Genomic DNA, 13,590 nt, shown 5'->3' with positions numbered 1-13,590 from the left:
ATGGGAGGTGGTTATCATTCTCGTTCTCCGGAAGAATTTAAAAAATTTCTGGAAGAAAATAGAAAACGGTCGTCCAGTGGCGGCAAATTTTCAAGGATTCGTTTGATCTTTGTTTTAAATTTGGTTTTAGTCATTTTAGTTATCGGCATGGTCGCAAGAACTACCTTGCCGGGTGCGTTTACGGTTCAATCCTCTTCCTCTAAGGTAAGTTTGGGCTCGATCACATTCTATGTTAAATCCAGTCGAGAAGGTAAGGATGGTTTTCCTACCTTTTTTCTTTTTATGAAAAATGAATATAATTCCGGCGAGACTCGTTTTCCGGATCCTACTTGGAAGTTTAGAATTTTATTAAGTAATAAAGAAGGGTTAAATTGTCTGGATACTTTTTGGAAGATTTCGGAAAGATCCATTTATCCGGATAAAATTGAATTTGAAAGATTCCGTTTGAATGACGATGTGATCGATTCTCTTCCTCCTGATTGTAAAATCAAAACCTCCGATAGTTTTTTGGAAAAAATTTTCAGAAGATCCGTCAACAAAAGCGGTTTAAATTTAGATGTGATCATTTCTCACAAAGAAGAACTAAAAACTTTATCTATCGAGAACCTTTGAGTAAATCATTTTTAAAGCAGAACTGCAAGAATCGTATTTTATAATGAAATTTTAGAATTTTCTCGTACGCCCTGAACTCTCAAGTCTAGGTTTTTCTTCAAAACAATGTTTGAAGATTTGTATTTTAACGTGAAGTTTGGCGTTAGAAATGAGAAAGAATTTTCTAAAGGTGGTAGTTCCCACAGATTAATGTTTACGGTAATTTCAAGGTTTTGTAAGAGTTCCCACATCTATTTTTTCGCGGTAAAACAAAATTTTAGGGAACAGATTCCTTGTACCGAGTTCACGTTATTTTAGAGTATTAAAATATACTGAATTTCTATTTTACAAAATATTCTCTTTTAATTTTGTCCTTTTTAACTACCAAAAAAGCAATCCATGAAAACTTCTTTTAGAAAAACGAGTTGAAATAGAAATGAGTGTCCGTCCAAAACGAAATTGGTTTGTCTTTTGAATCAAACTACGAGTATTCTCATTTTTTCAATTGAAAGAATGATTTATGAATTCAACTCTACTCTGACGTGTCTTCTAATCGAATCTTATATCATACATAATCTTGAGGTCAAAAAGTTTATGATCAAAAACAAAAGATTTGGTTTTTGAAACTTTCTATTCCTTGCATACAGGATCTACTTTTGTCGACCTTGATTCTGTAAGATGGCGAAGACAATGGACTGGAAAAATGTTTAAGAATAGGCCTCCGGTGATTTTTGGATTTTTCTATGAAGATTACAAATGTGAAGTTATAGACTTTCTAAAACTTCCCAAAAGCGGAATCCTTATTAGTTGTGATAACAGAGGCTGAAGGTTTAGATCTATATCAAAAATACTTTATCTTTGCTTAAGATGTAAATTCTGATTATTCTAAGATATTTTTTAGTACCTTATATTTTCAATTTCATCCTTAACTTAAGAAATGTATGATTTTCTAAACTTCCTTGCTAAAACCGTGGCCTATTTTTTGTCTTCTAAAAGTATTATTCATAAGCTTAAGTTTGAATAATACTTTTATAAAAATTTGGAAATTACGACTCGAACGCATGAAAAGAATACTATGCTACGCTTGTTTCAAAACTTAGAATGTGAGATCCTTTCATTCTAGGTTTGGTTCAATTTCGAGAGGTCTTCTATATCTTTTAAAAAATTACCCTTAATTTTTGGTACTATTTTCATGCATCTGTATAGGAATTTCTATAAAATGAATTTTAATGTGAATAGACTCATGATTCTGAAAAAAGTTGGAATCTGAACTTTACAATTCGATTCTTTAAATGTGGGAACTACCACAATTTATAAAATAGAAGTTTATAATAATTGAATTTATAGTATTCAAGTGTGAGAACTACTACAAAACTTAGGTTTGTCTGTAAAATGGATGTGGGAACTACTGCAAATCTAGATTTTACGAACAAATTCTTAAATTGTAAAAACTTATACGTTTAGAAAGTTTCTTCTTACGTTTCTGCTCACATTTTTTAAGTTTTTAGATAAATTGATTTTTGATTTAGAAAAAATGATTCAAACAATTCGTTTAGTTTCTCTGAGTTTATAGTAGAGTTCTTTCGCGTTAGGGATCGACGCGTGGTCAAGTTATTTTTATTTTATAATAACATAATATACTTCAGTAATTTTGAAATAACTTGACCGAAGCAGAGAGCCCGGGCCGCGCTAGCGGCAACGCCCGGAATTAGATTTTTTTGTGCGGTTCTTTTTCTAAATTCTGTTGATAGGTTCTAAATTGATTCAGTAGTTTTGTATCGTTGATGTTAGTTTTGTGCTTACAATGTTTTCACGCCAACGGATTTTCTAACCATAACGTCGACAGAACTACTTATTACAACATACACCTGCCGCTTTCACTCAAGCATTGATTTACAGATGCGCTGGTTGGATATTCCCCCGCGCCTCTTCTGTCTTCTCCTTCTCCTGTACAATTTCGATTAGAGATCATAACGTCCAATGGGTTGTGATAAACCTGTCCTAACTGCATAGTTGTAAGCAAAAGCAGAGTTCGATCCGGTCTTTCCAGGTTTGCAATTACCTGATTTGGATCCATTGTGGGTGCTAAAGATTGTCTATATTGGTCCAGTAACGCCGAACGCCAGTTTGTTGACATTACTACCAATCCTTGAGAGGTCCTAAGTATTGGAACTGCATGTCCCACTATAGTTCCATCAGGACGTTGTCGCTCCATTATCGCCAACCAAAAACTTCCAGGGGGAGAATTGATAAGTGTATTTATGTGAGTTATCATCTCAGGTCTAGTGTTCATTTCAGGAGAGACAATCCATTCATACTGAGGCAACATATACGTAGCAGTTGCCAATACCAATAGCCTGAGTCCGATTAAGTCAACATTAAACATGATAGGTAAATTTTCTATTATTAGATTTAAATACGCATAACGTTGTCTAAACGATATAAAGGGATCGGTATTAGGAGCCGTATCGAAAAAATAACCTCCTGCGGAAAGAGGTCCTTGAGAATGATACTCCTGTAGTTCTGCCATCATCTGGAAAGCCTGGAGCAAACAAACTCCACATATTCCACTTCTCTGAGCCGTAGGCGAAGCCGAAATAGCTATCGCGTAAAGTCTTTGAATCCAAGCCTCAGTTAATTGAAAATCGGGTGGTAAGGTTCTTTTGACTCTTTTATGTAGAATACTTTTGTGATTACCAGCTGGACAATACTGATCTGTCTTTCCAAGATTAGATGACGTATAACGTGTCCAATCCAGTAAACTTTTATCAACTACAAACAAAGAAGTGGGGCTATTCTTAGTATCCTTTTTGACAAAATCAGGTTTAGCTGCATAGGCAACTCCCCAATTGCTTCCATATCTGGTTACTCTCAGTAAATTACCTTTATAATCTGTGATGATTCCTCCTTCTTCGGTTTGAAAAGAGACGTTCCAAAAAGCTGGATTCTCTTTACTGATCGCTGCGTCACTACACGATGCCCAAGTCACCCAATTCCAATTTGACTCACCCACGTTAGAATACATACAATAGAGAGAACTACTCACCGGGTCATACTGAGCGAGATGTCCACTTTCTGGATTGTAGTAGAGAGGAGTTGTATTTTTATCCGAACCTCCCCTGCGAATAAAATAACGTTCATTTCCCTCGGTAGTTTGCAAATCCCAAGCGATAGAAGTTTGAATGCTGATGTTTCCAGGAGTGGCTATTGTTTGAATCCAATCTTTCATGGAAGAATCTAATGTATGGTTGTATCTATCTTTAGAATTTCTTGATATATAGCCGTACCAATTTGTATCTTTCAATCGATAACGCTCATCCGCAGTCCAAAATGAGTTGTCTTTTACGATCCATCTTTGCAGAGGATCGTTGATGGTACAAGGTCTGAGATGTACATAGTCCCAGGTTTTTTCTGCATGAATGACTTTTTCCGGTGCAGTGATACATAACCACGTATTATTGACGTTATACGAAATTCTTTGGAACACGTCGTATCTTGCATTCATAACGTGCATTTGCTGACACTGTTCAATTATGATGTAACTTTCACCACCGCTAAAAGTAGGACCATAACAAAATGTTCCTCCGCCACTTACATTGACTTTGATTGGTTTATCTTTTGGTGGATCGGTAGGTTTTTGAATGATCGAGTCAACGGTCTTTGAGGAAGAAGACGCATGTACAAGTGTATAGTTGATACCGTATTCAAAACCAACTACAATCGATACTAACAAAATTAGGATTAACACTTTCCAATTTCGCATTTTTCAAATCCCATTTTTTAAATTGAATAAAGACTCTTTCTTAAATTTGATTTCAATAAATTCGTTTGAATTCTAAAATTTCCGCTGTTCATTTAGATGACATGAGTGTTTTGTCGTACTACTCGAACATACTATAAACTTTTTCTAAAAGCTAAAATATGGAATCCCACTCAAAAGAACCATCAATTCCAGATTAGATTCAATTTGTGAGAACTTATACATCTTCGCAGATACACCCTTAATTTTCAGCACTCAAATTTCATAGGAATCATCAATACAAAAAACGGATACAAATCATCAAAAATCTTTTTACTTTCGAGTTTCTTGCCTCTAAATAAAAATAATATATTTAATTATTTAGAATATTCAAATAAACTGAACCTATAATTTAATTATTTTGAACTTAGATTTGAATTATATATATTAATTTTAATCTATTTTTTAAAGAAAATTTGAACGGACGATTGAATTCATTTCTATTATGAAATTTACCCCTTGAGACACACTCGGCCTTGGGGTCACAGATGTTGTAAATCTTGCTTTTTTTATATTTTCTCTGCGTTTACTGATTTCAATTTTCGTTAATTTTTATCGCAGAAACATCGTTTTCAGAAACAGAACATTACATTTTTTTTATATAGATATGCCTAAGCAGTAAAAGAAACCTACCATAATCTTTAATGGACTACAACTTCTTATCTTTTTAAAATCAATCTGTAAAATCCAGACCTGTTATATCCTTAGTGAAATGTTAAAAACGGTGGTAATTTTGAACTTTTGCGTGAATTTCTATATCGAGAAGACATTAGGTTTCAGTTTTTTGTGTTTTTAATTAACGTGAGCAGGAACGTAAGAAAATCATAGGTCCAGTTTTTTGTCTGTAAAATGGATGTGGGAACTCTCACAAATCTAGATTTTACAGTTAAACTTTGAAATTGTGGGAACTACTATAAAATACAAAAAGAATCATCGTCCTATCCGATTTTTGCGCAAAAACACTGTTTTACGAACATCATCAAAATTTAAATCCCATTTTAACGTGAGTTCAGTGCGAGAAAAAATTTTCTAAAAGTATGAGTTCCTACATTTTAGAATTTGTTGTAAACATCAAAAAACATAAATGATCAATCCTTTAGAAACTTTTAATAAACTGCAGTAGTTCCCACAAAATTACGTCTCATTTATATTTATGTTGAGAAAATTCATTACACTCTCATAAAGAAGTCGGAACTACAAAAAACAAGATCGTTACTATTTGATTTAAAAAATTACCCAGAATTGATAATAACAAAATGCCCAATCTTTGGCATTAAACCAGGGTTTTATGATAAAAATTTACAATACTCAAAAACCGAAAATTTACTATTAAACATTTCTTCCAATTATGAAAAAGAAAGTTAAGGATTAGAAACCGGATTTCTTTTTTTCCTGGGAACCACTTCTTTTCTTTGCAACTTTAAAGACTCAAAATCGATTTTTTCTCTCTGAATGGTTTCTAAAAAAGTTTGAATGTCGTTTAACACCATTTCTCTATGTTCTGGAAATTCATTCATCAGTTCGTGATAAAAACCAGGATAAATTTTGATTCTTTTATTTCTATAAATTAGATTTTTATAAAGTTCTGTAGAACCATTTACGTCCACAAGTCCGTCTTCCTGACCATGCAAAATCAGCACCGGACAACGAAGTACATTTGCTTTTTTGATCAATTTAGGTCCGATTTCCAAAAGTTCGGTTCCCATTTTCAAAGAAACTTTGCCGTGAACGAGAGGATCTTGTTTATAAGATTCAATTACCTCTGGATCATGAGAAAGATATTGAAGATCCAACTCCGCGTCCACAACGGAAGAAGGGGAAATTTTACTTAAAATAGCGGCGGCAAACTTTTTTAACTTCTTTCTAAAATCCATTCTTACCATAAGCGCAGGAGAACCCAGAATCAAACCGAGAATATTATCCTGATTGATTCCTTCCTGAGAATATCGAAGAGTAATCGCTCCTCCCAGAGAATGCCCCAATAGAAAAAAACGTTCTTTGTGTTCTCTTTTAAGAACTTCTGAAACAAAATCGGCAAGATCTCTTACATACAAATCAAAAGAATCCGAATGACCTCTTTTTCCATCCGAATTTCCGTGACCTCTCATATCAAAGGAATAGAAATTAATATCACTTTTCGAAAAATAACGAACCAAATTCGCATAACGTCCGCTATGCTCTCCAAAACCGTGATGAAAGATCAACAATCGATTGGAATTAGGTTTTGTCCAAGACTGACAATATAATTTAGATTTATCGGAACTGGATAGAATGTGAAATTCTTTATGATGAAAGGTCATTGTTAAAACCGATTTATTTGGAAGAAAAGAATCATGAAAATAATACTGGTCAACTAAATATTATAAAACCGTTTAAAAAGGGATTTTTTTCATTCTATACTAGTTTTCTTTCAAAACCAATCAATAATCTTCTATGTCTCGTTGTATATTGAAGTCCAAAAACGAATTTAAAGTTTCCTTGAGTTTTACTCACGGTTTGAATTCCTTTCCTAAAAACGAAAGAAATCAAAACCTAAAATTACCGGAGTGAATATGGAAAAAAGCCCCTCGGACAAAAGTCTTCTTCGCTTTTTCGGATTAGGAGAGTTGGCCAATCATGGATGGAACGCTATCTTAGCTTTCTGGATGATTATGGGAATGGCCTTCTTCCTTTTCGCGGATCAGAATCTAATTGCTCCCAACTTAAAAAATATCGGCGCCTCCTTCGGTTTAATCAATCAAGAAGACGTAGATTGGTATATCGGTGGAGTAATCCCGATTCTGTTTTTTATCTTAGGTGGTGCAGTTTCCGTAAGTATAGGTTACCTATCCCAAAAATATTCTCGCAAAACACTGATTATATTCTCTGTATTTTTAGGAGAGGTTCCTTGTTTTCTTTCCGGCTTTGCGACCAGTTATCCGGAATTCGTATTTTATAGAACTCTTACCGGGTTCGGTCTGGGAGGAATTTTTCCACTTCTTTTCACGGTATTAGGCGATTACTTTTCTAATAAATCCAGATCCACCGCAGCGGCTTACGTTTCTCTTTCGATGGGAATCGGTCTCGGAGTAGGACAACTTTTAGGAGGAATTTTAGGAAGTACAGATCCGATCAATGGTTGGAGAACAAGTTTTATCTATCTTTCCATTCCTTCTTTCTTTTTTGCGATCACTTATTGGATTTTTTGCAAAGAACCAATTCGAGGCGGAGGAGAATCGGAATGGTCCGGAATTGCGGAAAAATTTTCAGAAGAAAGTTTTCATCTTCGTTGGAACGACGTTAGACTACTTTTCAAGAATAAAACGAATATAGGAATTTTTCTTCAAGGGATTCCTGGTTGTGTTCCCTGGGGAGTATTTTTTGTCTTTTTAGTGGATTACTACGAAACTTCTTATCATTTAGACAAGGCAACGGCGACGATGCTTTTGACTTATGCTGCGATTGGTGTTTTTGCAGGCACGTTTTTCGGAGGAATCATCGGACAAAAAATTTATAACTATAAAAAACGTCTTCTTCCCCTTTTTTGTATGTCCAGCATTTTAATCGGAATTTTACCCTGTATCTATCTTTTAAAAGCGGAGAATATTGCAGGCTCAGGACTTTTTATTTTAATCAACGTCGTGGCTGGTTTTATCATCTCCGTTACCGGCCCTAACGTAAGGGCTACATTAATTAATGTGAATATTCTAAAAAACAGAAGTAGTATGTTTGCACTCTATAACCTTACGGACGATCTAGGTAAAGGGTTAGGACCCGCGATGAGCGCCTTGATTTTGGGCCTGACTCCGGGAGATCGTTCTCTTGGACTTTCCATTTCCGTTCTTTTTTGGATTCCTTGCGCCTTATCCTGGTTGATCGTTTTGAAAAATTTTGAAAAGGATGAAAAAGATGTACATGAATATTTGGTTTTAGAAGCCGAAAAAATCAAAGGGGCACCTAATTGAACATAAAAACTTTCGAATTCTATCTATTTGATATTGAAGGAACAACAACTCCGATCGAATTCGTTCATAAGATTCTTTTTCCTTACTCCGTGGAAAAGTTTGATTCTTTTTTTCAATCGAATTCACTTGAAAAAGAATGGATTGAAAAATTGATCTTAGAAGGTAAAAACGATTCCACCTATTCCGGAAAACTTTCGGATTCCGCTCTCGATCTGAGTGAATATTGTAAACATCTCGTTTCGTTGGATCGCAAAAGCGGCACTCTGAAAGAGATTCAAGGTAGAATTTGGAAATCAGGTTATGAAAATGGAAAACTAAAAAGTTTGATGTTTTCGGACGTTCCTCCTTTTTTAAAAAGAATCCAAGCTTCTAAAAAGAAATCGGCGGTTTATTCTTCTGGTAGTATTCAAGCGCAAAAGTTAATTTTCGAATATTCAAATTTTGGCAACTTAACTGATTTTTTTTACGCCTACTTTGATACCGGAGTCGGAGGAAAAAGAGAATCCTCCAGTTATTCTAAAATTTCGGAACTACTAGGAGTTGCACCGGAAAAAATTTTATTTTTCACGGATATTAAAGAAGAAGCCGACGCCGCCAAAGAAGCAAAACTTTACCCTACAATTTTAGAACGTCCCGGTAATTATCCTCAACCGCAACATCCTCATTTTAGAATTTCTTCTTTTGAGGGTTTGAATCCTTAATAACAGAATCGATTTTTTCTTTATTTTCAGAACCGATCCGTAAAATCGAAGTTTAATGGGAGTTCCCACATCTTCAGAATTGATCCGCAAAATCGAAGTTTAGCGGGAGTTCCCACATTTTCAGAATTGATCCGTAAAATCGAAGTTTAATGGGAGTTCCCACATTTTCAGAATTGATCCGTAAAATCGAAGTTTAATGGGAGTTCCCACATCTTCAGAATTGATCCGCAAAATCGAAGTTTAGCGGGAGTTCCCACATTTTCAGAATTGATCCGTAAAATCGAAGTTTAATGGGAGTTCCCACATCTTCAGAATTGATCCGCAAAATCGAAGTTTAGCGGGAGTTCCCACATTTTCAGAACCGATCCGTAAAATCGAAGTTTAATGGGATTTCCCACAAGTTTTTAAATAACATTTGAGCAAATCCGGCATTGGAGGTTTTAAAACAAAAGTTCTTAATGAGAGTTCATTGGATCTTGGTCGTAAGAACGGCAATTTCATACAGAAATTTGATTGGACGATCTTTCTTTTTGAATTTCATAGAGAATTACAAGCGCCAGCGATCTAAGCGACGCGAACGCGGTCACGTTTCCAACGGAAAACGTGACCGAAGCGAAGCGTAGTCGCGGCAGAGCGCGGTCCTTTCGATCTACGATCGAAAGGAGGCGCCATGAATGTTTGCTGAATCGCACTAAAAATAATTTATAAACAAACATTGTTCAAAAAATCGTAGGCTTCGCTTTTACGTTTTGTCCCTTCAAATTTTTATCTTTTGAAATGATTTTCTCTTTTTTAAATCGGTTCTTTTTTAGAGGTAAGTTCGTAAAATTCGCCGATCTTTGTAAGGTGAGATTCTTTTGTTCTTTTTTTCCAACCCTTCTTATTATCTCTTCCTTTGGAAATCTTGTTTCTAGGGAACTCGTCTATGCTTTCAGAGATCCTGGAAAACCGGAAAAGGAAAAGATGATTCTTGTAGGAGAAACCGTTTTGTATGATAAGGTCAAACCGATCGAAGAAAAAGGAAAAAACAAACACCTTGATATCGGAGTCGATACAAGAGCGGATCTAGTTACTATCAAAATCAACTTTGATCCGGGTCTTAGAGTTGGTCAGACTTTATATCTCATCGAAAAAGACTTTGATCATAAAAATTATAAAAACGGCAACATAGTCGCACAGATCGAAATCAAGTCCATCTTTCAAACCTCTTTTATTGGCAAAAGGGCAAGAGGAATTGGAAACCTTAGTCTTGTTAAAAATAAAAATCTAATGGTAGCCGCTCCCTTAGTTTCCGAAAAAGTCGAACCTGCAATCGTGGAAAGAAAAATGGGGGACTATCATCTTTCCAGAAACGAAATTGCAGAAGCAATCCGATCTTACAAACATACGATCAGCCTGGATCCTTCTTCTCCTATGGGACATTTTCGTTTAGGTCTTCTTTATAAAAGAACAGGAGAAGCCTACGTTTCAGCCGGGTCTGAATTTTCTATGGCTTGGAATAACCGTAAACGTTTTGAAAATTCTCAAGAAGAACTTGAGTTTTATACTGAATACATCGACTATTTAAATCATAAATATGATACGGAAGGTTTTAAAAATCAGTCTATTCTTTCTAGATCAATGGAAGTGATTCAAGAAGCGTTCAAACTTACTCGATCTGATTCCGAACTTCTCACCCATTCTGCCTTGACTTACTATTATTTTTATAAAGAAAAATTTAAGTCTGGTTCCTCCGTGGATCGAAAAAAATCAGACACATATTTTGAAATTTCCCAAAAACTTATACAGAACGCAATCCAACTCAATCCTTCGGATTATAGAAATTATCTTTTGGTTTCTAAACTCTATCTAGATAAAATCTCCGAGTTGACCTCCGACACGGGTCAAAGCGGATTAGGCGATTCGGAAGAAATAGAAATTTTAAAAAATAAATTTGCAGATTCATTAGAAAAGTATAAAGTATTTAAGCCAGCTTCCGTTCCCGGCGATCCTTATGTTTTAAAATCCTTAAATTGATTTTTCATTTATATATTTTAAAACTTTTTGCATATTCTCAGATTATAAATTTGTTTCCAAACCTTAATAAATGTAGGAACTACTACAAATCACGATTTTTACAAACAATTCCTAAAATTGTAAAAACTCATACTTTTAGAAAATTTTTACTCGCGTCGAACTCATATTAATTATCATAGCCTAAATTCCTTTTGATGTTTTTAGATAAGTTCAAAGAGGGACTCCTATAAAATCTAAAAATAACGATCTACGGAGAGGATTCTATAAAATGAATTTTTACTCAAAACTATATAATAAAATCCCCAGTATTTTGCTCGGAAACAGAGTTTTGTAATGTAAATTTAGGATATTCAATTTTATAGAAATCTGATAGTAGTCGCCAAACAACAATTTCTTGCAGAAATTTGATTTTATCATTCGACCTACTCAAAAACGACATAACGAAGTACCAAAAATTAACGACCGATTTTACCAAGATATAAAAGTTCCCCAAAATTTCACCTAACCCAGAATTGTTGGTTCACTCGAAGGAGATCCTACATTCTAACTTTTACAACAAGATCTTACCATAAGTATTTATTTTCATACATCTGAGTAATAATTTGGAATCTATTTACATTATAAAAATTTAATAAGCTTCAGTCATCGTATTCCAAATTTTTCCCAAGACAAATCCTAATTTTAGAAATAGAATTAATGATATTCTATCATTTAACACAAGTCCGGTATAACAAATACAATTACTTTCTACGAGTTAATGCAGAAGAACGAATATTAAGACTTCCTGAAGTCACGTTATTTAATTCTGATTAGAGTAAACTTTAAAATCCATCTTTATTCCGAAAGGATTCTTCGAGTTCTAGTAAAGATATATTTTTGTAGAATCAACATGTCGTCCGGATTGGAATCGAAAAAATTTACACCGAGATGGAATCTTTCTTCATCGACAGCGATATATCGAACGACTTCGCCCCTTAAAATTAGGATTTTTTCTGAAACTGGAATAAACATTTTTATAATATTATGTTTTTTTAAATATTGAAAAATTCTTTTCTCTTCGATTTCAAACAAAAGCCCGTTTATACTAATGTCAACCACTCTAGTTCCTGATTTTGCATTTCCGTAGTTATTTTCTCTAATAAATATTTTAGTAATAGAATAACTGAAAATTTCCGCGAGTTCGATTAAATAACCAACTTGAAAAGGGGTAATAGAAAAACGATCCATGGCCGAAGTATAAACTCGGATGTAACCCACTACGTCGTTGAACAATCGAATCGGCAATACTATATAAGAAATCACAAATTCCCTGATCTCTTTTTTTTGAAGCTCTCTAAAAAAATTGTCTGCATAATCCTGACCGTTTTCAAGAACCATTCTCATATATTCTTCGCGGTAGTTCCCAACAATCTCCTCATCTTCACGTATATAATTGATGATCAAGGAAGTATCCGGCATAAACACGGGCCGGTCGTGCCTACGGATAAAAAAGTCCAAAAATGTTTCTTCTCTATCTTGAGAAAAAAACACAATTTCGTATTCCTTAGAAACGTTCGAGATATATTCAGAAATTATAATATTTATTAATCTCAAGTCAGAATTATCTTTTTTGATTTCCCTCATGAGACTATTGAACCTTTGCTCTACTTGTATGTTTCTGCCGATTTCTCTTCCTCCTCCAGAAAGCGATCTAAAAAGTATCACATAGTTCATAAATAGATCGTCTACGGCTACACGGACATTTTTTCTAAAAGAGGCCGCTTGTAGTTCCGACGGAATTCGGATTTGAACGATCGAATCCTCCATAAATTCGAGAATGATAACTTCGAATTGATAAAGAATGTTCATGATTTCGAAACTGATTTTTGCTCTTAGGGTTAGTCCTTGTGTTGCACCGGAAATTCTTAGGTTTACGTTTGTCTCTTCTATATTTTCCACAACGGCAAAAAATCTTTGCCCGTCGTAGTCGAACGGAAATTCCACATCATCCGCTTTAAGATAATAGAACAGGTGTTTTACAAGATTGATGTCGGTTCCGATGATCGTTTCTCCGAACATTGTTTCCAGAATTGTAATGAGTTCTTGTAAACTGTCCGATCTTCCGACTGCCATGAGTTTTTATTGAGAGAAAACTTCTATCTTAAATATCGACCTTCTATAAGTCGGAATTCAGTTGTTAGTTAGAACTATAAAATAAAGTACCTAATATCTTGCACTGAAACAGTGTTTTGCGATAAAAATTTAAGATACTCAATTTTATAGGGATTCAATAAACGTTAGAATTCTCTATCAACAGCTAACTTAAAGTAAATTCGGTCTAATAAAATGAGAAAACATTTTCTAAAAGTATGAGTTCCCACATTTTTAGGAATTGTTTGTAAAAATCGTGATTTGCAGTAGTTCCCGCATTTAAAAAATCAATCTATAAAGTTCAGATTCCAACTTTTTCAGAAAAATGAATCATAGTCGGAACTCACGTTAACTTAATATGTATTCATCATACGAGACATAAAAATCTAAACTCAAATAAATCATTGTC

Annotated in this window: 8 protein-coding genes and 1 pseudogene; 6 read left to right on the top strand and 3 right to left on the bottom strand. The window is 34.4% G+C overall.

Annotated elements, in window-relative coordinates:
* From LEP1GSC049_RS211940 to LEP1GSC049_RS2000000229145, 3 genes and pseudogenes are all read left to right on the top strand, one after another.
* On the top strand, window positions 1-612 hold the full coding sequence (locus LEP1GSC049_RS211940) for a hypothetical protein (protein WP_004755721.1): 612 nt from the start codon (window positions 1-3) through the stop codon (window positions 610-612).
* A gap of 105 nt (window positions 613-717) precedes the next feature.
* The gene (locus tag LEP1GSC049_RS0206685; protein ID WP_004756878.1) at window positions 718-909 is read left to right on the top strand and encodes a hypothetical protein; all 192 of its coding nucleotides are present in this window, start codon (window positions 718-720) and stop codon (window positions 907-909) included.
* 280 nt (window positions 910-1,189) lie between these two features.
* Window positions 1,190-1,417: pseudogene (locus LEP1GSC049_RS2000000229145) on the top strand (hypothetical protein); the annotation flags it as partial.
* Between the two features lie 1,029 nt (window positions 1,418-2,446).
* Here the strand turns inward: LEP1GSC049_RS2000000229145 and LEP1GSC049_RS211945 are convergent.
* Together LEP1GSC049_RS211945 and LEP1GSC049_RS211950 are read right to left on the bottom strand one after the other, a co-directional pair.
* Window positions 2,447-4,354, bottom strand: a complete 1,908-nt coding sequence (locus LEP1GSC049_RS211945; RefSeq protein ID WP_016560936.1) for a DUF1561 domain-containing protein — start codon at window positions 4,352-4,354, stop codon at window positions 2,447-2,449.
* Window positions 4,355-5,751: 1,397 nt separating this feature from the next.
* Entirely contained in the window at window positions 5,752-6,690 is a 939-nt protein-coding gene (locus tag LEP1GSC049_RS211950; protein ID WP_004752885.1) for an alpha/beta hydrolase, read from the bottom strand.
* Window positions 6,691-6,942: 252 nt separating this feature from the next.
* On the opposite strand from LEP1GSC049_RS211950, the gene LEP1GSC049_RS211955 reads away from it, so the two are divergent.
* From LEP1GSC049_RS211955 to LEP1GSC049_RS211965, 3 genes are all read left to right on the top strand, one after another.
* Complete coding sequence (locus tag LEP1GSC049_RS211955) at window positions 6,943-8,334, top strand: MFS transporter (RefSeq protein ID WP_016560923.1); 1,392 nt, start codon at window positions 6,943-6,945, stop codon at window positions 8,332-8,334.
* Window positions 8,331-9,035, top strand: a complete 705-nt coding sequence (gene mtnC, locus LEP1GSC049_RS211960; RefSeq protein ID WP_016560946.1) for an acireductone synthase — start codon at window positions 8,331-8,333, stop codon at window positions 9,033-9,035. The genes LEP1GSC049_RS211955 and mtnC overlap by 4 nt, the downstream gene beginning before the upstream one ends.
* A 777-nt stretch (window positions 9,036-9,812) precedes the next feature.
* Window positions 9,813-11,051 carry a tetratricopeptide repeat protein gene (locus LEP1GSC049_RS211965; RefSeq protein WP_004753431.1) on the top strand — a complete coding sequence of 413 codons (1,239 nt, stop codon included), beginning with the start codon at window positions 9,813-9,815 and terminating at the stop codon, window positions 11,049-11,051.
* An 834-nt stretch (window positions 11,052-11,885) separates the two neighbouring features.
* On the opposite strand, the gene LEP1GSC049_RS211970 is transcribed toward LEP1GSC049_RS211965, so the two are convergent.
* Window positions 11,886-13,163: a DUF1577 domain-containing protein gene (locus LEP1GSC049_RS211970; RefSeq protein ID WP_016560950.1), complete on the bottom strand. Its 1,278-nt coding sequence runs from the start codon at window positions 13,161-13,163 to the stop codon at window positions 11,886-11,888.
* Window positions 13,164-13,590: the final 427 nt, after the last annotated feature.

Origin of the sequence: Leptospira kirschneri serovar Cynopteri str. 3522 CT (assembly GCF_000243695.2) — a bacterium.
In the GTDB taxonomy this organism is placed as follows: domain Bacteria; phylum Spirochaetota; class Leptospiria; order Leptospirales; family Leptospiraceae; genus Leptospira; species Leptospira kirschneri.
The sequence above is the reverse complement of the archived record's forward strand: the minus strand, read 5'-3'. Positions and strand labels throughout refer to the sequence as shown.